This window comes from Kitasatospora sp. NPDC058218 (assembly GCF_042882445.1).
Taxonomy (GTDB): domain Bacteria; phylum Actinomycetota; class Actinomycetes; order Streptomycetales; family Streptomycetaceae; genus Kitasatospora.
The window spans coordinates 76,493-96,068 of sequence record NZ_JBHVWC010000019.1 but is presented as its reverse complement, the minus strand read 5'-3'; the positions used below and the strand labels follow the sequence as shown (position 1 = coordinate 96,068).

The following is a 19,576-nucleotide window of genomic DNA, read 5'->3' as shown; positions in this document are numbered from 1 at the left end:
GAGCGGGCGCCGCAGTCCGGGTCGACGGCCGCAGAGGCCGCGCGGGAGCTCGCTACCCGCTACCCGCCACGCGCTCAGTCGGCGGGGCCGGCCCAGCTGACGAGCAGCGCGCTGAGGGCGACCCCCGGGCCGAGGCCGAAGACGAGGCCGCGCGCGCCGGTGGCCGGGGGCGTCCGGTGGGTCCGGGCCAGGACGGAGAAGACCGTCGCTCCGCCCAGGTTGCCCTCCTCGGCGAGCACCGCCTTGGAATGCCGGAGGAAGGCCTCGTCCACGCCGAGCAGCGTGCCCAGGCGGTCGACTATGGCGGGCCCGCCGGGATGCAGCACACCGAAGTCGAGCTCCCGGCCGCCGTGCCGGTCCAGCCACGCGAGCAGGGCCGGCCCGAGGTCGGTGACCGAGCGGAGCGAGGCCCGGGTGGAGGCGAAGTGGTCCCCGCGCTCGTCGGTCAGCTTGCGGTACCGGTCGGTGGTCCGCGGGATCGTGTACTCGAAGCTGTGACCGAGGCGCAGCCCGGGCGTGCGCCGCTCGCCGGTGACGACGGCCGCACCGACCGTGTCCCCCCAGAGCCCCTTGTAGATCTGGTCCTCGATCGAGGTCTGGGTGTCCTGGTAGAGCGAGGAGAGGGATTCGCCGGCGACCACCAGGACGACACCCCCGGGGTTCCCGGCCAGGTACTCCTGGGCGGCGATCAGCACGTGCGCGCCGCCCGCGCAGGCCAGCTGCGTCATGGGTCGGCGGCGGATGTCCGGGCGGAGTCCGAGCTGCTGCTGGAGGAGGATGTCCAGCCCCGGCACCCCGTCGCCGGTCGCGCTGCTGACGACGATGCAGTCGACGTCCTCGGCGTTCACGCCCGCGTTCGCCATCGCCTCGGTGGCGGCGTGCTCGGCGGCGGCCAGCAGGTCGGCCATGGTGGTGCTCTTGCGCTCGGCGGCGGTGCGGTCGGGCGAGGTGACGACCTCGTACGGCTGGAAGTACCGGCGGGTGCCGGGCAGGTTGCTCAGGGCCATCCGCACGGTCTGGGCCTGCCGGGGCGGGTAGTCGGGGTTGCGGGCGAGGATGTCGTCGCGGATCCGCTCGGCCGGGACGACGTGGGGGCCCGCGACCAGGGCCGGTCGGCTGACGTACGCGGTGGTCGGGGTAGGCATGTCGCGGTGTCCTCGGAGCGGTCCGTGCCGCGTCCGGGTGGACGGGGCAGCCGGCACCCGTGCGGCGGACGCACGGAGTGCGTCGACATGTCGTGACGCACCGTGACGCTCTCGGGGGCCCCGCCCGGATACTGACGTACACACGCTACCCGCCCATCCCCGGTACTTCCGCCGCACGGTGGGCCTGATGGGGGTCGTGCACCGGCCGGCTCCGGGGCTCCGGTCCAGCGCAGGGCGCCGCTACGGTCACTCAGAGTCGTCATGCGGAATGGGAGTGCTGCGGCCCGCCGCTCCGTTCGGCGCTCTTCCACGGCCCGGGCCTAGCCGCGGCCGACGTAGGGCATGGCGCTCGGCATCACCGTGATCGACGGGATGTTCACGCCGAGCGGCAGCGCCGCCATCGTCACCACGGCCTCCGCGACATGGCGGACGTCCATGGTCGGTTCGACCCGGAGGCTGCCGTCGGCCTGGCGGGCGGCGGGCTGCTCCCTGTCGCCGGGCGTCACGTTCCCGATGTCGATCTGCCCGCAGGCGATGTCGTACCGGCGCCCGTCCAGGGAGAGTGACTTGGTCAGGCCGGCCACCGCGTGCTTCGCGGCGGTGAACGCGATCGAGTCGGGGCGGGGGACGTGGGCCGACGGCGCGCCGTTGTTGATGATCCGTCCGCCGCGCGGCGACTGCTCCTTCATCATCCGGTACGCGGCCTGGGCGCAGAGGAAGCTGCCGGTGGCGATGGACCCGAGCACCCGGCCCCAGTCCTCGGCGGCGACGTCCTCGGTCGGGATGTAGGGCATGGTGTCGGCCGCGTTGTTGAACAGGAGGTCGAGCCGGCCGAAGCGCAGCGCGACCTCGGCGAACAGCCCGCGTACGGCCGCGGGGTCGGTGATGTCCGCGGCCAGCGGAACCAGGCGGTCCGCGAGGGACGGCCCGGCCAGCCGGGCGGTCTCCTCCAGGGCCTCCTTGCGCCGGCCGACCAGGACGACTGACCAGCCGTCCGCCGCCAGGGCCAGCGCGCAGGCCCGTCCGACGTTGCTGCCCGCCCCTGTGACCACCGAGATCTTCCCGATCATGAATGCAACTCCCTCGATATTGCGAGAACATGACGAGAGATCAGTTTTCGATTGAACGGCGATGGTCGTCAAGGGCGTCCATCCGGCCGGGCGCCGACGCTCGCCGGGCCAGCACGACCGGCTCGCCGGTCGGTCGGTCGTGCCCCTACCACCGCAGCCGAACCACTGGGACAGGAAGAGCGGATGACCCCTCGACGGACCTTCAACGCCGTACCCGACGCCGGCACACCGGTGGGGCCCCGGACGGACACCAGCCGAGCCTTGTTCGACCGGGCCGGGAAGTCCCTGGCCGGTGGCGTCAGTTCGTCCTCCCGCATCACCTCCACCGGTCCGCACCCGTACCCCCTGTACATCGAACGCGGCTCCGGCGCGCGCATCTGGGACGCCGACGGCAACGAGTACGTGGACTTCCTGATCTCCTACGGCAGTGCCGTCCTCGGCCACGCCGACCCCGGCCTCGCCCGGGCACTGGGCGGCGTCCTGCAGACCGGCACCATGTTCGGCACCTGCAACCTGCCGGAGATCGAACTGGCCGAGCAGATCCAGCGGATGGTGCCCTGCGCCGACCTGGTGCGGTACGCCAACTCGGGCTCGGAGGCGATCCAGGGGGCGGTCCGGGCGGCCCGTGGCTTCACCGGGCGGTCCAGGATCCTCAAGTTCGAGGGGCACTACCACGGTTGGGTGGACACGCTGGCGATCTCCAACCGGCCGACCGCCGACGAGGCCGGCCCCTACGAGGCGCCGGCGGCCCTGCCGCACTCCCCGGGGATCCCGGCGGGCGTGGTGGCGGACGTGCTGGTCTGCCCGTGGAACGACCCCGCGGCGCTGCGCACCGTGCTGGACGCGCACCAGCGCGAGATCGCGGCGGTGATCTGCGAGCCGATCGTCGCCAACAACGCCTGCACCATGCCGGCTCCGGGCTTCCTGGAGGTGCTGCGCGAGGAGTGCACCAGGCGGGGTCTCCTCCTGATCTTCGACGAGGTGTGTACGGGCTTCCGTACCGGCCCGGGCGGTGCGCAGGCCCTGTTCGGCGTCGTTCCCGACCTGGCGGTCTACTCCAAGGCGCTCGGCGGCGGACTGCCCATCGCGGCCTTCGCCGGCCGGGCCGACGTCATGGGCGAGGTGGCCGCCAACCGGGTGAAGCACGGCGGGACGTACAACGGCTCGCCGCTCTGCGCCACCGCCGCCCTGGTGACGCTCACCCGGCTCGCGGACCCGGCGGTCACCGACCGGATCGACGCGGCCGGCCGGCGCATCATGACCGCCGTCCGCAGGGCCGCCCACGACCACGGCGTCCCGTGCGCGGTGCAGGGCGTCGGTGCGATGTTCCAGGTGGTGTTCTCCGCCGACGGCGCGCCGACCAGGCAGTACCGGGACACCCTCGCGCTGGACCAGGGGCGCTACGACGCCTTCCGGTACGCCCTGGTGACACGCGGCATCCACGTCAACGCGTACGGGCTGGCCTGCTGGTTCGTGTCGGCGGCGGTGACCGAGGACGACATCGGCGCGACCTGTGCGGCGATCGACGAGGCGTTCGCGACGATCCGCTGAGGCCGACGCCCCGCTCGGCCGCCGGGGGCGGCACCGTCCAGGACGCCGCCCCCGGCAGTGCCGCCGCCGCGCGGTGGCTCAGCCCGCCGTCCCGATCGCCGCCTGGCCGAGCCGCTCCGCCAGTTCGCCGAAGGCGGCGCCCAGCTCCTCGTCCGCGACCCCGCCGGCGTAGGCCTGGAAGGCGAGCGCCGCCTGGGCCTGTACAGCCGGGGTGGCGTAGCCGGGGTCGATCGGGTACGGCTCGCCGGGCGGCCAGGGGAAGGGCCAGTGCCGGGGCCACGGGATGCGCCGGTCCGGTGGGGTCGGGCACCAGTCGTCCCCGACCTCGGTGAGGATGGTGCGCGGGTCCCCGCCGGACAGGCGTGCGGTGATGGCCGCGTTGGCCACCGCGTTGACCGTTCCGGCGACGGCCAGGCGCAGTTCGGTCGCGCCGGGCGGGATCGGCTGCGGGTTGAGCCCGGCCTCTCCACTGCCGTGCGCCGCCAGGTGGAGGTGGCGGGTGGGCCCGAGGACGGGCAGGTGCGGGCGGATGCCGTCCAGGGCCTCGGGGTGGAGCCGGCCCAACAGTTGGAGCAGTGTGGCGGCCTGGCTGACGAGGGTCATCGGGAACCCCTTTTCCGGGGTGGTGGGAGTCGCTGCCGGTAGCCGATCGTATGCGGAGCGGGGCGGCGTGCGGGTGGCGACACACCCTCAGTGCGCGGCGGCCAGCAACTCCCTGGTGTAGTCGGTGTGCGGGGCGGTGAACAGCCGGTCGCGGTCGGCGGACTCGACCAGCCGGCCGCCGTGCATCACCGCGACGCGGTCGCAGAAGTGCCGCACCACGGCGAGGTCGTGCGAGACGAACAGGAAGGCGACGCCCAGGCGTTCGCGCAGCTCCATCAGCAGGTTGAGCACCTGGGCCCGGACCGAGACGTCCAGGGCGGAGACCGGTTCGTCGGCGATGATCAGCCGGGGTTCGGGGGCGAGCGCCCGGGCGATGCCGATCCGCTGGCGCTGGCCGCCGGAGAACTCGTGCGGGTAGCGGTCCAGGTGCGCGGCCGGCAGGCCGACCTGCTCCAGCAACTCGGCGGAGCGCTCGCGCCGTTCGGCCGGGCCGAGGGAGGTGTGCAGGCGCAGCGGCGTGTCGAGGGTCTGGGCGACGGTGCGGCGCGGATTGAGCGAGGCGTACGGATCCTGGAAGACCAGCTGGATCTCGCGGCTGAGCCGGCGGCGCAGTGCCCGGTCGGGGGTGGTGGCGTCGACGCCGTCGTAGCGCACCCGGCCGGCGCTCACGGGTTGCAGGCCGGCCAGCACCCGGGAGGTGGTGGACTTGCCGGAGCCGGACTCGCCGACCAGGCCCAGGGTCTCGCCGGGGGCGATCCGCAGGCTCAGCCCCTCCACCGCGCGGACGGGCTCGCCGCGCCGGCCGGTGAGGCCGCGCCGCCCGGGGAAGCGGACGGCGAGGTCCTCGACCTCGACCAGCCAGCGGTCGGGGGCGGCGCTCACCCGTTCCGCGAAGGAGAAGGACGGCGACGGGTCGTCGACGGTCGCCAGCGGTGTGCCCGGCACGGTCTCCCGGGTGAGCGCCGCCCCCACCAGGGCCCGGGTGTAGGGCTGTTGCGGCGCGGCCAGCAGCTCGGCGGTCGGCGCCGACTCCACCTGTTCGCCGTCGCGCAGCACCAGCGTCCGGTCGGTCGTCCCGGCCACCACGCCGAGGTCGTGGCTGACCAGCAGCACCGCCGTGCCGTGCTCGCGCTGCAACTCGCCCAGCAGGTCGAGGACCTGCCGCTGGACGCGGGCGTCCAGCGCGGTGGTCGGCTCGTCGGCGATCAGCACGTCGGGGTCGTTCATCAGCGCCATGGCGATCATCACCCGCTGGCGCATGCCGCCCGAGAAGAGGTGCGGATGGTCGCGGACCCGGGCGGCCGGGATGCCGACCCGGTCCAGCATGGCGGCGGCCCGCCGCCGGGCCTCGGCACGGCCGGCGCCGGGGTGGTGCAGCCGGTACATCTCGGCCAACTGCGCGCCCACGCCGTGGAACGGGCTGAGCGAGGTGAGCGCGTCCTGGAAGACCAGGGCGATTCGGCCGCCGCGCACCTGGCGCAGCACCTCCTCGTCCGCGCCGACCAGCTCCTGGCCGCCAAGCCGGATCGAGCCGGTGACGGTGGTGGTGCGCGGGTCGTGCAGGCCGAGCACGGCGAGGCCGGTCGCGGACTTGCCGGAGCCGGACTCGCCGACCAGGCCGAGGACTTCGCCCCGGGCGAGGTCGAAGGAGAGGCCGCGGACGGCCCGGACGGGCGCGCCGCCGCGCGGGTCGGCGAAGGACACCGACAGGTCGCGGACGCTCAGCACCGCTTCGGTGGAGGGGGTCATCGGAACACTCCAGAGGGGGTCAGCTGAGGCGGATGCGCGGATCGAGCCAGGCCACCGCGAGGTCGGCCAGGGCGACGAACAGCACCACGAAGCAGGCGGCGAGCAGCACGGCGCCGACCACGGCCGGCAGGTCCTGCCCGGAGACGGCCTCGGCGGCGAAGGTGCCGACGCCGTTCAGCCCGAACACGGTCTCGGTGATCACCGCGCCGCCGAGCAGCGCGCCGGCCTCCAGCCCGAGCAGCTGCACGAGCGGGCCGGCGGCGCCGCGCGAGGTGTACTTGAGGTGGGTGCGCAGCCGGCCGAGGCCCTTGCCGCGCGCGGTGCGGACGTACTCCTCGTTCATCGTCTCCAGCAGCTGGGAGCGCGAGAGCCGGGCGAAGACGGCCGAGTTGACGAAGCCGAGGACCAGCCAGGGCAGCAGCATCCCGCCCGCCCAGGCGGCCGGGTCCTCGGTCGGCGGCGTGTAGGAGGGCAACGGCAGCAGGCCGGTCGAGTAGACCAGTGCCCACTGGGCGACGTACCCGAGGAAGTAGATCTGCACGCTGGCACCGACCAGGGTGAAGCCGGATAGCAGCCGGTCCGTCCTGGTCCCGTGGCGCAGGGCGGAGACGAATCCGGTGCCGAGGCCGAGCAGCACCAGGACGGCGAGCGCGCCGGCGGTGAGCGAGAAGGTCACCGGCAGGTGGTCGACCAGGGCCTCGGTGACGGGCTGGTGGAGCCGGTAGGAGTAGCCGAGGCAGGGCGCCTCGCAGTGGATGACCGAGCCGTCGACGTCGGCGATGTCCCGCCCGGCGACGACCCCGGCGAGGTAGTCGGTGTACTGGGTGAGCAGCGGCTGGTCCAGGCCCATGCTCTGGCGGACGGACGCGACCTGGCCGGAGTCGCAGCGCGGGCCGCAGGCCGCGCGGGCCGGGTCGGCGGGGGCGGCGTAGAAGAGGGCGAAGGCGGCGGCGGAGACCGCGACCAGGACGGCGAGGGCCTGGAGGGTCCGCCGCAGGGCGAAGGAGAGCATGGCCGGTCCGGGGTCGAGGAGGGGACGGGAGGAGGGAGGAGGGGAGGGCGAGCGGGAGGAGGGGCGGAAGGGGGGCCGGCGGCCCGGCCCGCCGCACGGGCCGAGCCACCGGGGGCGTCAGGACGTCAGGACTTGAGGTAGAGCCAGGCCAGGCTGACCGAGCCGTAGATCGGGTGGACGAACGCCCCGCCGACGTTGCTGCCGCGCAGCTGGTTCATGGTCGGGTAGGCGAAGGGCAGCACCGGCACGTCCTTCATCACGGTCTGCTCCAGCGCGTACAGCTCCTTGGCCTTGGCACGCGGCTCGCCGATCTGGTTGATCCGGTCGATCTCCTTGTCCACCTCGGCGTTGTGGTAGCGGGCGGAGTTGAGGTCGCTGTTGGCCCGGCCGTCGAAGGAGAACGGGACCAGCGTGGACGGGGTAGGCCAGTCGACCGAGCTGGTCTCCTCGAACAGGTCGTACGGGGAGTCGGCGCGGTGCGCCTCGTCCAGCAGCGCCTTGGCGTCGATCGGCTTCGGCACGATGGTGATCCCGGCCTTGGCGAAGCCCTCGACCAGCACCTGGGCGACCCGCTGCCCGTTCGGCGTGTTGGCGTACGCGTAGGTCAGGGCGGCCGGCGGCTGCTTGGCCTTGGCGAGCTCCTGCTTGGCGGCCTCCGGGTCGCCCTCCGGCTTGGCCGGGTACAGGTCGTACTTCTGCCAGTCGACCAGCGCGGGGGAGCTGAGCGTGGTGGCCAGCTCGCCGACCCGGGTGCCGCCCTGGACCTGGCGCGCCTGCTGGCGCGGGTAGGCGAGGTGCAGCGCCTTGCGGACCTGGACGTCCGGCACCCGCTCGTTGTTGATCACGAGCTGGGTGACGAAGGCGCCCTGCCGGCCGGAGACCACCAGCTCCTTGGCCTCGGGGTCGGTGTCGACGCTCTGGTAGAGCTCGGGGGAGAGCTGGGTGGCCACCGTGGTGGCGTCGGCGCCGCCGTCCCGGCCGGAGAGGATCTCCTGGTTGATGTTGAGCGCCTCCTTGCCGAAGGTGAAGACGAACTTCTCCGGGTACTGGTTGCGGATCGGGTCGGTCTCCGCCTTCCAGTGCGGGTTGCGCTCCAGCACCAGCCGGGTGTTCTGGACGTGCTCGGCGATCCGGTACGGGCCGCTGGAGAACGGCAGGCGGTCGTAGTCCGTGCCGGTGTCCTTGTCCTTGCGCACCGGGGAGGAGGAGGACTGCGCGGCCATGTACGGCACGTCGGCCTGCGGCTGCGGGAAGTGCAGGACGAGGGTGCGGTCGTCCGGGGTCTCGATCGCGGCGAGGTCGCCGTCCTGCGGGCCGCCGTACTTCTTGCGGGCGTCGTCGTAGCTGGCCTCGCCGGTGAGCCACTGCGGCCAGTACGGCGGGCCGACCTCGTAGCCCTTGCCGAAGGAGCGCTCGATGCCGTACTTGACCTGCTGCGAGGTGATCGGCTGGCCGTCCTCCCAGGCCACGCCCTCCTTCAGGCGGTACGTCCAGGTGCGGCCGCCGTCGGCGGAGGTCCCGGTGTCGGTGGCGAGGTCGCCGACCAGCTTGGCCTTGCCGTCCACCACCTGGTACTGGGTCAGCTGGCGGCCCCAGAGCAGCGAGGTGTTGTACGCGGCGCCCGCGTAGACCTTCTGCGGGTCGAGGTGGCGGAAGTCGGTGGTGTTGTAGACGTTCACGGTGCCGCCCGGGCGGGCGCCGGGGACGGCGGGGGCCGGGCCGGCGCTCTCCTTCTCGGTGCCGAGCGCGGCGGTCAGCGGCGAGGATTCCTTGGCGGCGCCGGCGCCGGCGCCGGAGGTGGAGCCCGCGCCGGCCGAGCAGGAGGTCGCCAGCACCGCGGTGGCGATGACGGCGAGGGACGGTTTGATCCAGCGCATGGCGAATCTCTCCTTGCCCCGGGGGCGGGGCGGCTAGGTGAAAGGGAGGAGGGGAAGCGGTTCCGGGAGGAGGGCCGCTCCTCGGCGGAGGGGCCCTCCCGAGGGGGAGGGCGGGGCCGGTCCGAACGAGCGGACGGCGGTGCTCAGCGGGCGGCGCGCGGGTCGAGTGCGTCCCGTACGGCGTCTCCGAGCAGGTTGAAGGCGAGCACGAAGAGCAGCAGCGCCACGCCGGGGAAGAACATGTACGTCGGGTCGGCCTGGAAGACCTCGGAGCCCCGGGCGATCATCCGGCCCCAGTCCGGGATCGGCTCGTTGATGCCGACGCCGAGGAAGGAGAGCACCGCCTCGGAGGCGACGAAGGTCGGCACCGCCATCGTCGCGTGCACCAGGAGCTGCGCCCGGACATTCGGCAGGAGTTCACGGAACACGATATGGAATCCGCTCGCGCCGAGGGCCCGGGCGGACTGCACGAAATCCCTTTCCCGGAGTGACCGCACGGAAGCCCGGAGGGAAAGCGCGAGTGGAATCCAGCCGAACGCGGAGAACACCAGGATCAGGACCAGGAACTGCATCCACTCGGGCTCGGCGGTGTCGGGATCGACCAGCCGGGACTGGATGACGGGGCTGAGCGCGAGCAGCAGGAGCAGCGTCGGAAAGGCCAGCAGCACATTGGAGAGGAAACCGAAGAGCCGGTCGGTGATCCCGCCGAGGTAGCCCACCGCGACTCCGGCCAGCACCCCGAGCGTGGTGGTGACGGCGGCCGAGGCGAAGGCGATCAGCAGCGAGGTGCGGATCCCGTAGAGCAGCTGGGTGAGGACGTCGCGGCCGAGCCCGGGCTCCAGGCCGAACCAGAAGTCGCCCGAGATCCCGCCGTTCGGTGCCATCGGCAGCCCGCCGTCGCTGAGCAGGCCGGGCGTGTTCTGGCCGTAGTGCTCGACCGGGTTCCTGCCGTACAGGGCGGCGATCAGCGGGGCGGCGAGCGCGAGCAGCAGGAAGAGCAGGACGACCACGAGGGCGGTGGCGCCGACCCGGTCGCGCAGGATCCGGCGCAGCGGGCCCCGCGGGGCCGCCGCGGTGGCCGGCGGCCGTCCGGCGGGGGCCTCCTCGGGGGGTGCCTGGCCGGCGGTGTCGGCTCCGGAGGGCTCTGTGACTGTCTCGACCGCTGCCATGAGAGGCGTACTCCCCGAATTCTCCGCCGCCCCGTGGGTGAGGGTGCGCTGGTGTGCATTTCCGGACCGGCCCCGCGGGGGTTTCCCGGTGGCCTGCCGAACGCCATCAGATCGGACACGGCCGGACTTCCGCAAATCATTCCCGGCAGAGTTCGGGTGCAATGTTTCGGGGATTGTGACGGCTTCATTCCGTTGCAATACTGCCGTTGCAGAAGAACGGGCATAGCGGGGCAAAAGCTCCGGTCCGTCCCGCATTCTGAGACCTCCGCCACATCCGCCGGCGCATTGGTACGATCCCGGTGAGTCGCGACTGGCGCGCACGGATGGAATCGACCATCGGGAAGCGGCTCCGTGCACCCGCACGCCATGTTGCCGAGCGCCTGGGCCGTCCGTACTCGTCCATCCGTCACGAGGAGACCGCCTTGGCCACCCCTGCGACCCCCGCCACCCCCGCCGCGCCGCACACCGCCGCCGGCGCCACCGCCAACACCGCCTTCCGCAGCGCCCTCGACGTCGTCCGCGAGGTGGAGCCGCGGATCGCCGCCGCCATCGGGCAGGAGATCGAGGACCAGCGCGCCTCGCTCAAGCTCATCGCCAGCGAGAACTACGCCTCCCCGGCCGTCCTGCTCGCGATGGGCAACTGGCTCAGCGACAAGTACGCCGAGGGCACCGCCGGCCGCCGCTTCTACGCCGGCTGCCGCAACGTCGACACCGTCGAGACGATCGCCGCCGAGCACGCCCGCGCGCTCTTCGGCGCCGACCACGCCTACGTCCAGCCGCACTCCGGCATCGACGCCAACCTGACCGCCTTCTGGGCCGTCCTCTCCCAGCGCGTCGAGAGCCCCGCCCTGAAGCGCGCCGAGGTCCGCAACGTCAACGACCTCACCGAGCAGGACTGGTCCGAGCTGCGCCGCGAGCTCGGCAACCAGCGGATGCTCGGCATGTCCCTGGACACCGGCGGCCACCTCACCCACGGCTTCCGGCCGAACATCTCCGGCAAGATGTTCGAGCAGCGCAGCTACGGCACCGACCCGGTCACCGGACTGATCGACTACGACGCGCTGCGTGCCACCGCCCGCGAGTTCCGCCCGCTGATCCTGGTGGCCGGCTACTCCGCGTACCCGCGGCTGGTCAACTTCCGTACGATGCGCGAGATCGCGGACGAGGTCGGCGCGACCCTGATGGTCGACATGGCGCACTTCGCCGGCCTGGTCGCGGGCAAGGTGCTCACGGGCGACCACGACCCCGTCCCGCACGCCCACATCGTCACCACCACCACCCACAAGTCACTGCGCGGCCCGCGCGGTGGCATGGTGCTCTGCACCGCCGAGCTGGCCGAACACGTCGACCGCGGTTGCCCGCTGGTGCTCGGCGGCCCGCTCTCGCACGTGATGGCCGCCAAGGCGGTCGCCTTCGCCGAGGCCCGCCGCCCCGAGTTCCGGACGTACGCCCGGAGCGTGGTCGACAACGCGCAGGCGCTCGCCGAGGGCCTGCTGCGCCGCGGCGGCACGCTCGTCACCGGCGGCACGGACAACCACCTGGTGCTCGCGGACGTCTCCGGCTACGGGCTCACCGGCCGTCAGGCCGAGGCGGCGCTGCTGGACTCCGGCATCGTCACCAACCGCAACGCCGTCCCGCGGGACCCGAACGGCGCCTGGTACACCTCCGGCGTCCGGCTCGGCACCCCCGCGCTGACCACTCGGGGCCTGGGCGTCGCCGAGATGGACGAGATCGCGGCCCTGATCGACACCGTCCTGCGCGGCACCGCCCCCGTCACCACCGCGGCCGGAGCCCCCTCCAAGGCCCAGTACCTCCTGGACGACACCCTGCGCGAGGGCGTCGCCAATCGCGCCGCCGACCTGCTCGCGGGCTTCCCCCTCTACCCGGGCGTCGAGCTGGTCTGACGCCTGCGCGATCGATGCCCGAGGGGGCCCGGCACCGCCGGGCCCCCGACGTCCTCCGTGCCGCCTCAGTACTGCAGCGACTTGTGCTGCAGGAACTCCGCCAGGCCGTGCCGGCCCAGTTCGCGGCCGAGGCCCGAGTTCTTGTAACCGCCGAACGGGGCCAGCGGGTTGAAGCGGCCGCCGTTGAGGTCGACCTGGCCGGTGTCGAGACGGCGGGCGAAGGCGGCGGCGGTGTCGGTGTCCGCCGCCCAGACGCCGCCGGCCAGGCCGTACTCGGTGCCGTTGGCCAGTTCGGCGGCGTGTTCCTCGTCGCGGTAGGCCAGGACGGCCAGCACCGGTCCGAAGACCTCCTCCTGAGCCACCGTCATGTCGTTGGTGACATCGGCGAGTACGGTCGGCCGGACGTAGAAGCCGGTGTCCAGGCCCGCCGGGGCGTCCGCGCCGCCGACGACCAGACGGGCGCCCTCGGCGAGCGCGCCGGTGATGTAGCCGCGCACCCGCTCCCGCTGCCGGGCGCTGACCACCGGCCCGATCCGGGTCCGCGGATCGGCCGGGTCGCCCGGGAGGTACTTGGCGGCGGCCTTCGCGGCGAGCGCCACCGCCTCCTCGTACTGGTCCTGGTGCACCAGTAACCTGGTCCAGGCGCTGCACGTCTGGCCGGAGTTGGCGAAGACGTTGGCGACGTTGACGTTGACCGCACGGGCCAGGTCGGCGCCGGGCAGCACCACGTTGGCGGACTTGCCGCCCAGCTCCAGCGCCACCCGCTTGATGCCCCGGCCGGCGGTCTCGGCGACGGTCCGGCCGACGGCGGTGGAGCCGGTGAACGAGACCACGTCCACCTCCGGGTGCCCGACCAGTGCCGTCCCGGCCGCCGCGCCGGTACCGGTCACCAGGTTGAACACCCCGGCGGGGAAGCCGGCCTCGTGGACCAGTCGCGCGAACAGCCGGGCGACCAGCGGGGCGTCCTCGGCGGGCTTGAGCACCACCGGGCACCCGGCGGCCAGGGCCGGCACGACCTTGGCCACGATCTGGTGCAGCGGATAGTTCCACGGCGTGATCGCCGCGACGACCCCGGCCGGCTCGGCGAGCACCACCGAGTTGCCGATCCGCTCCTCGAAGGGGTACTCGGCGAGCAGCGCGAGGTACGAGCCGGCGACGGCCAGCGGCAGGCCGGCGTGCACGGCGGTCGCGAAGCCGATGGGCGCGCCCAGTTCGGCGACCACGGTGGCGGCTATCTCCTCCTGGCACCCGGCCAGGCCGTCCCGCAGCCGGGTGAGCAGCGCCAGCCGGTCCTCGCGGGAGGTGGCGGCCCAACTCCGGGCCGCGCGGCGGGCGGCGGCCACGGCGGCGGCCACGTCGGCCGTGCCGCCGGCGGGGACGGTGGCGAGCACCTGTTCGGTCGCCGGGTTCAGTACCGGGATCGACCCGGCGTCCAGGGAGGGCCGCCATTCGCCGTCGATGTACTGGTCGCCGTAGTGGGTGCCCTGCTCCGCGTCCTGCTGCACCGGGTGGTCCTCTCGTCCGATCGTCCGCTTAACGAGCGTCGCTAGCCAAAGGGCCAGTCAAGGGCGCCCGGGCAGCCCGGCGCAAGAGCCGGATCCCCCCGGACCGCCACGCCCCTGACGAGCGCCGGCCCACGCCCCGCGCCGAGCACGCCCCACGCCCCGCGCCACACCCGCCCCCGCCCCGCGCGCCGGGCCCTCCCGCAGCCGCTCAGCGCGGCGCGAACCGCGCCGTGTACTCGTCGAACGGCTCGATCCCGACGGCCGCCCGCCGTTCGTCCAGCCGCGCCGGCTCCTCGCACGGCCACGGCACCGGCCGCCCGTCCGCCACCGCACCGATCTGGGTGCCGTACCGCTGCTCCCGCCCCTCGTTCACGGCAAGCCGGTCGGCCAGGAAGGCCAGGTCCCGCGCGCTCGCCGCGCCGTCCGCCACCGCGGCCGTCATCAGGGACACCGCCCGGCGCTGCACGTCGAGTTGGCGGTCGGCGTGCTGCGCGATCAGCCAGGCGGCCCGGGCCGCCTCGGCGCCGACCAGGGGCTCCGCCGGCCAGCCGTGCGCGGCCATGACCGCCCCGAGCCGGTCGCCGTTCCGCGCGGTCAGCCGCCGCCAGGCCGCCTGCTCCGCGAGGTCGGCGCTGTTGGCGAGATGGGTGGCCGCCTGGTCCTCGGCCATCATCCCCAGCAGCTCCGCGGCCAGTACCTGTCCTGCCGTGGTGGTCATTCTCCGCTCCCGTCGTCCGCGGCCCCCCGGTCCGGGGCGGCCCGGGACAACGGTAGGCGCGCGCGCCGCGACGAAGATCGTTCCGCTGGATGGTGACAAACCGGGCGCGCGGGCGGCAGTATGGACGAACCGGCCCTCCCCGGGCCGCTGTCTCCCCGAGTGCTCAGAATCGCGCATTGGACGAAAACACCCGCGCGACATCTCCTCAACTCCGGACAGCGGGCGGTAGATTGCGGCGCACTCCGGCGCGCGTGGCTACCGTGGGCAGCGGGTTCGAGCGGCGTCCGTCCACGCCGGTCCACAGGCTGCTCCGGAAACGCCGGGCGGTGACCTCCGTCGCCGGCTCGTGCACCCCGTGCCGCGCGTGTCCGCGCCGGAGATCGTTCCCACTGGTCGTCCGCACCGTGTAAGGAGCAACTTCGTGACCGACGCCGCGTTGAGCGCCGAGCAGCACCGGCCCACCGAGCCGGCCCTGCTCGATGACGTCCCCGGCTGGTTCTGGGACCACGACCGTCACCTCTTCGAGTGGTTCCTCGGCCGCCAGGGGAGGACCGGCGTCACCGGTGACCTGCTGGAGATGGGCGCCTACCTGGGGCGCAGCGCGATCGTGATCGGCGGCCACCGGCAGCCCACCGAGAGCTTCACGGTCTGCGACCTGTTCGACCTGGACGCCCCGGACGACGAGAACGCCGCCGAGATGTCCATGTCCTACCGCAAGTCGCTGACCCGGACGGCGTTCGAGTCCAACTACCTCTCCTTCCACGACACGCTTCCGGAGATCATCCAGGCGCCCACCTCGGTGCTCGCCGACGGCCGCCTCCCGGCCGGCGCCTTCCGCTTCATCCACATCGACGCCTCGCACCTGTACGAGCACGTGGTGGACGACCTCCGGGTGGCCCGGGCGGCGCTGCAACCGCAGGGCGTGGTGGTCCTGGACGACTACCGCTCCGCCCACACGCCCGGCGTCGCCGCGGCCACCTGGGAGGCGGTGTTCAACCACGGCCTCACCCCGATCGTGCTGACCGAGAGCAAGTTCTACGGCACCTGGGGCGATCCGGAGCCCGCCCAGCAGGACCTGCTGGACCGGGTCGGACTGGCCGAGGGCTGCCGGCTCGCCGTCGAGACCCTGAACGGGCGGCGGCTGGTGCGGATCGGCGGCAGCTCCGAAGGCATCGAGCCGTTCCGGCCCTCGCGCCACCGCGACCGGCTGGCCGCCGAGGCCGCCCGGCGGGAGGCCGAGCGGGCGGAGGCGGAGGCGTTGCGCGCGCAGCAGGAGGCCGACGTCGACCTCGCCGTCCGCCGCGTCCGGGCGGCCGAACTCCGCCGCCCGGCCAACGTGGCCAAGCGCGTCGCCGGAGACCTCCTCCCGCCGGTGGTGACCGCCGCCATCCGCCGCGCCCGCCGCGGTTGACCACGCCGCGACCGACGCCCCCCGCAGGAGCGGAGAAGGCCCGGGGGCGTGCCGAGTGCTCGGCACGCCCCCGGGCCGTGTGGTGCGGCCGCGTCCAGGACCCGTCAGACCCGCGAGGGCTCCCCGCTCTGCCGGGGGAGAGCGGCGCCGGCTTCGGCGGCCTCGGCGGCCAGCTCGCGCTTGACGGCCTCCAGCGAGGGGTTGGCCCAGGCGCTGGCCACGCCCCAGCGGTAGAAGGCGAGCCCGATCGCGGCGACGATCAGCAGGTCCCAGCCCTCGGGGAGGTAGCCCTGGCCGCCGAAGTCGGTGCTGCCGGCCCACGAGACGGCGGCCATCACGAACAGGTAGGCGATCATCCAGGCGCCGGCCTTGAGGTGCGGCTTGAGCTCGGCCCACGGCTTGCGCAGCTCGTACCAGGCCCAGATCGGCAGGCCGGCGGCCATCAGCAGGATGACCTTGCCGGTCAGCGGCCAGCGGGCCCAGTAGAGCACCAGCGAGCCGAAGACCATCGCCACCGGGGCGATCACCGGCATCGCGCGCAGCCGGACGGGTCGCGGCAGCTCGGGCGCGAGGCGGCGCAGCGCCATCACCGCGACCGGGCCGGTGACGTAGGAGATCACGGTGGCGACCGAGACGATCTCGGCGAGCGAGCCCCAGCCGCGGAAGACGGCCAGGAACAGGAAGGCGATCAGCAGGTTGAGCAGCAGGGCCGGCCGCGGGATGCCGGTCCTGGGGTCCACCCGGCCGAAGATCCTGGGCAGGTGGCCGTTCTCCTGCACGCCGTGGATCATGCGCGAGGTGGTGGCGGCGTAGATCATGCCGGTGCCGCTGGGGGAGACGAAGGCGTCCGCGTACAGCAGCAGGGCGAGCCAGTTGAGGCCCCAGGCGATCGACAGGTCGGCCAGCGGGGAGGTGTAGCCGAGCCCGCTCCAGCCGTTGCTCAGGTCCGCCGTCGGGACGGCGCCCAGGAAGGCCACCTGCAGCGCGACGTAGATCACCAGGGCGATCAGGATCGAGCCGATCACCGCCTTGGGCAGCGACTTGCCGGGGTTGCGCGCCTCGCCCGCCAGGTTCAGCGGGGACTGGAACCCGTTGAACGCCCAGACGATGCCGGAGACGGCGACGGCCGTGAACACCGCGCTCCAGCCGTTCGGCGCGAAGCCGCCGTGGTCGGTGAAGTGGGCGGTGTCGAAGTGGGCCAGCAGCAGGGCGCCCGCCGTCAGCGTCGGCACGACCACCTTGAACACCGTGATCGCGGTGTTGGTCTTGGCGAACAGCGTGATCGCGAACCAGTTCAGCGCGAAGTAGCCGACCAGCAGCACGCTCGCCACGGCGACCCCGCTGGCCGAGAGTTCCTGCCCGTCGAACAGGTCCTTCGCCCAGCCGAAGTGCCAGGAGCTCATGTACTGCACCGAGGCCGTGGCCTCGCCCGGGATCACCGAGACGATGGCGATCCAGTTGGCCCAGGCCGCCAGGTACCCGGCGAGCGAGCCGTGCGAGTACTGCCCGTACCGCACCATGCCGCCGGCCTTGGGGAACATCGACCCGAGTTCGCTGTAGGTCAGGGCGATGGTGAGCGCGACCGCGGCGCCGATCACCCAGGCGACGATCGAGGCCGGTCCGGCGAGCCGGGCGGCCCGCTCGGCTCCGAAGAGCCAGCCGGATCCGATGATCGAGCCCAGCCCGACGGCTGTGAGGCTGATGGTGCCGAGCGAGCGGCGGTAGTGCTGATGGGATGCCGTCGTCGACTCAGGCGCGCTCAACGTATCGGTCCTCTGTCTCCTGTGGTTCCGGACAAACGCACAGCAGACTATGGTGCGAAATAGGACGAAAACCTCAGATGAAGCTCAGATCATCCGATTGTTGCCATCTCGTGTCCGATGATCGGATACGCACGGACCCGCCACCACCACGGGCCCCAGGTGTTCCCGCCCCGTGCCCGCACGTGCTCCCGACGGGCTCGCAGTCCGTGCGCCGACCGGCCCCGACGCGGCCCCACCGACATGCCCCCGGACATGCCCCCCGACGTACTCCGGGCAAAAAGAAATTCCCCGTGGAAACTCTTTCGAGTTCCCACGGGGAATTGTTCTGTGTCCGAGGGGGGACTTGAACCCCCACGCCCGATAAAGGGCACTAGCACCTCAAGCTAGCGCGTCTGCCATTCCGCCACCCGGACCGGGTGTGTGCTTCGGGGGCTTTCTGCTCGCCCCCTCGGCGACAGAGAGAACATTACCAGGGTTCTGGAGTGCTTCTCACCTGCGTTTCCCCGGCGGGGACCACCGGGGTGGCAGGGATGGGTCGCAGGGGTGAGCGAAGCGGTGGATCAGGGGCGGGAAACGGTCGGACCGGGAGCCGCGTGCGGTCAGGAACGGGCGGGAGCGGTCCGACACGGGCAAGTTGTCGACGGTGCGGCCGCGTCAGGGGCGGCTCTCCTAGCCTCTGTGCACCGAGGGCGCCATGAGCGGAACGCCTGATTCCCGGGGTCGCGGACGAAGGGCGGCTGGACGTGGAGCAGATCAGCGGGGCGGCGGAGGCCGAGCCGAGACGTGCGGAGAGCGGGCCCGGACGTGCGGGCGCGGGGCCGGGACCGGTGGTCGCGACGCGATCGGCGGCCGGGCCCAGGCGGGCGGGGACCGGGCGGGCGGGGGCCGGGCCGCTCGAAGGGGTGTGGCGGTTCCCCGTGCCGGCGGTGGAGGCCTCGGTGCCGCGGACCAGGCACGCGGTGCGGGACCGGCTGCTGGCGCAGGGGATGGCGGGGGTGCGCTACCAGGAGCTGGTGGACGACCTGCTGCTGATCGTCTCCGAGCTGGTGGGCAACGCCGTGACGCACGCCGCCGAGCTGTCGCCCGAGGTGACCACCGAGCTCACCGTCGCGGCGGGCTGGGTGCGGGTGTCGGTCGAGGACGGCGACCCGTACCGGCCGAAGGCCCTGGAGAGCGACGCCGGGCGGACCGGCGGGCGGGGGCTGCTGCTGGTGAAGAGCGTCACGCTGCAGGCGGGCGGGGTCTGCGACGTGGAGCGGACGGGGGAGGGCGGCAAGGTGGTCTGGGCCTCGCTGCCCGTCCCCCGGGAGGACGCGCGGTAGCGGGCGGACTACCAGTCCCGGCCGGCGATCTCGCGGATGCCGGGCAGCGCGGCCTCGAAGACGGTGTTGAACCAGACCGAGAACGGGCGCTCCTCCTGGAGCTCGCGCAGCTCCTGCGCGGACACGAAGGCGAAGTCGTCCACCTCGTCGGGGTTCGGCTCGACCGGGGCGGTGACCAGGCCGACGAACAGGTGGTTCCACTCCCGCTCGATCAGGCCGGAGGCCTCGTCCGGCAGGTCGTACCGGACGGTACCGGCCTCGCAGAGGAGTGCCGGTGCGACGCCCAGCTCCTCGGCGGTGCGCCGGGCGGCGGCGACGAACGGCGGCTCGTCGGGGTACGGGTGACCGCAGCAGGTGTTCGACCAGACCCCGGGGGAGTGGTACTTGCCCAGCGCGCGGCGCTGGAGCAGGAGCCGGCCCTGGCGGTCGAAGAGGAACACCGAGAACGCCCGGTGCAGCCGGCCCGGCTGCTGGTGGGCCCAGAGCTTCTCGGCGGTGCCGACGGTGACGCCCTCGTCGTCGACGAGCTCCAGCAGGATCTCGGCGCCCGCGGGGGCCCCGGCCGCGGCTCGGGGGTCGGCCGTCACGTCGGTCTCCACGTCGAGACCGGTGTCGATCTCCGAGGTGAAGTGCGTCGGGTTGGTCGGCAGACTCTGGGGCATGAGGCCTCTTTCGGGGGCAATGGGAGCACCGGTGGCGTCGTGCCCCAGTCTGCCGTACGGGTGGCGGTCCGCAGGCGTCCCACACACAACAGGGCGGATCATGACCGTTCCCGCA

Annotated in this window: 15 protein-coding genes, 1 tRNA gene and 1 riboswitch; of the genes, 4 read left to right on the top strand and 12 right to left on the bottom strand. The window is 73.1% G+C overall.

The genetic code is table 11. From position 1 onward, the window contains the following. Positions 1-74 precede the first annotated feature (74 nt). The gene (locus ACFVYI_RS14630) at positions 75-1,145 is read right to left on the bottom strand and encodes a PhlD (RefSeq protein WP_387885006.1); all 1,071 of its coding nucleotides are present in this window, start codon (positions 1,143-1,145) and stop codon (positions 75-77) included. 320 nt (positions 1,146-1,465) lie between these two features. After that, positions 1,466-2,215 (bottom strand): SDR family oxidoreductase, encoded by a 750-nt coding sequence (locus ACFVYI_RS14625; RefSeq protein WP_387885003.1) that lies wholly within the window; start codon positions 2,213-2,215, stop codon positions 1,466-1,468. 183 nt (positions 2,216-2,398) lie between these two features. Between ACFVYI_RS14625 and ACFVYI_RS14620 the strand changes: the two genes are divergently transcribed. Continuing rightward, positions 2,399-3,766: an aspartate aminotransferase family protein gene (locus ACFVYI_RS14620; protein ID WP_387885001.1), complete on the top strand. Its 1,368-nt coding sequence runs from the start codon at positions 2,399-2,401 to the stop codon at positions 3,764-3,766. A 78-nt stretch (positions 3,767-3,844) separates the two neighbouring features. On the opposite strand, the gene ACFVYI_RS14615 is transcribed toward ACFVYI_RS14620, so the two are convergent. The 5 genes from ACFVYI_RS14615 to ACFVYI_RS14595 all read right to left on the bottom strand — a co-directional run bounded on the left by ACFVYI_RS14615 (position 3,845) and on the right by ACFVYI_RS14595 (position 10,176). Continuing rightward, positions 3,845-4,369: a hypothetical protein gene (locus tag ACFVYI_RS14615; RefSeq protein WP_387884998.1), complete on the bottom strand. Its 525-nt coding sequence runs from the start codon at positions 4,367-4,369 to the stop codon at positions 3,845-3,847. An 87-nt stretch (positions 4,370-4,456) separates the two neighbouring features. Next, positions 4,457-6,118 (bottom strand): dipeptide ABC transporter ATP-binding protein, encoded by a 1,662-nt coding sequence (locus tag ACFVYI_RS14610; protein WP_387884995.1) that lies wholly within the window; start codon positions 6,116-6,118, stop codon positions 4,457-4,459. 19 nt (positions 6,119-6,137) lie between these two features. Beyond that, entirely contained in the window at positions 6,138-7,130 is a 993-nt protein-coding gene (locus ACFVYI_RS14605) for an ABC transporter permease (protein ID WP_387884993.1), read from the bottom strand. 125 nt (positions 7,131-7,255) lie between these two features. Then, complete coding sequence (locus ACFVYI_RS14600; RefSeq protein WP_387884990.1) at positions 7,256-9,007, bottom strand: ABC transporter substrate-binding protein; 1,752 nt, start codon at positions 9,005-9,007, stop codon at positions 7,256-7,258. A 143-nt stretch (positions 9,008-9,150) separates the two neighbouring features. Next, the gene (locus ACFVYI_RS14595; RefSeq protein ID WP_387884987.1) at positions 9,151-10,176 is read right to left on the bottom strand and encodes an ABC transporter permease; all 1,026 of its coding nucleotides are present in this window, start codon (positions 10,174-10,176) and stop codon (positions 9,151-9,153) included. A gap of 296 nt (positions 10,177-10,472) precedes the next feature. Continuing rightward, positions 10,473-10,569, top strand: a riboswitch (ZMP/ZTP riboswitch). A gap of 29 nt (positions 10,570-10,598) precedes the next feature. On the opposite strand from ACFVYI_RS14595, the gene ACFVYI_RS14590 reads away from it, so the two are divergent. After that, positions 10,599-12,080 (top strand): glycine hydroxymethyltransferase, encoded by a 1,482-nt coding sequence (locus ACFVYI_RS14590; RefSeq protein WP_387884984.1) that lies wholly within the window; start codon positions 10,599-10,601, stop codon positions 12,078-12,080. A 65-nt stretch (positions 12,081-12,145) separates the two neighbouring features. Here ACFVYI_RS14590 and ACFVYI_RS14585 read toward each other — a convergent pair whose 3' ends face one another. Continuing rightward, the gene (locus ACFVYI_RS14585; RefSeq protein WP_387884981.1) at positions 12,146-13,585 is read right to left on the bottom strand and encodes an aldehyde dehydrogenase family protein; all 1,440 of its coding nucleotides are present in this window, start codon (positions 13,583-13,585) and stop codon (positions 12,146-12,148) included. A 208-nt stretch (positions 13,586-13,793) separates the two neighbouring features. Then, positions 13,794-14,303 carry a DUF6624 domain-containing protein gene (locus ACFVYI_RS14580; RefSeq protein WP_387884978.1) on the bottom strand — a complete coding sequence of 170 codons (510 nt, stop codon included), beginning with the start codon at positions 14,301-14,303 and terminating at the stop codon, positions 13,794-13,796. A gap of 421 nt (positions 14,304-14,724) precedes the next feature. Between ACFVYI_RS14580 and ACFVYI_RS14575 the strand changes: the two genes are divergently transcribed. Next, positions 14,725-15,714, top strand: a complete 990-nt coding sequence (locus ACFVYI_RS14575; RefSeq protein WP_387884975.1) for a class I SAM-dependent methyltransferase — start codon at positions 14,725-14,727, stop codon at positions 15,712-15,714. A 104-nt stretch (positions 15,715-15,818) separates the two neighbouring features. Here the strand turns inward: ACFVYI_RS14575 and ACFVYI_RS14570 are convergent, their stop codons facing one another. Together ACFVYI_RS14570 and ACFVYI_RS14565 are read right to left on the bottom strand one after the other, a co-directional pair. Next, positions 15,819-17,477, bottom strand: coding sequence for an APC family permease (locus ACFVYI_RS14570; protein ID WP_387884974.1), 1,659 nt, complete (start codon positions 17,475-17,477; stop codon positions 15,819-15,821). Positions 17,478-17,805: 328 nt separating this feature from the next. Then, positions 17,806-17,890 (bottom strand) — tRNA-Leu (locus ACFVYI_RS14565). A 414-nt stretch (positions 17,891-18,304) separates the two neighbouring features. Between ACFVYI_RS14565 and ACFVYI_RS14560 the strand changes: the two genes are divergently transcribed. Further along, entirely contained in the window at positions 18,305-18,799 is a 495-nt protein-coding gene (locus tag ACFVYI_RS14560) for an ATP-binding protein (RefSeq protein WP_387885102.1), read from the top strand. Positions 18,800-18,807: 8 nt separating this feature from the next. Here the strand turns inward: ACFVYI_RS14560 and idi are convergent, their stop codons facing one another. Then, the gene (idi, locus tag ACFVYI_RS14555) at positions 18,808-19,461 is read right to left on the bottom strand and encodes an isopentenyl-diphosphate Delta-isomerase (RefSeq protein WP_387884973.1); all 654 of its coding nucleotides are present in this window, start codon (positions 19,459-19,461) and stop codon (positions 18,808-18,810) included. Positions 19,462-19,576 lie beyond the last annotated feature (115 nt).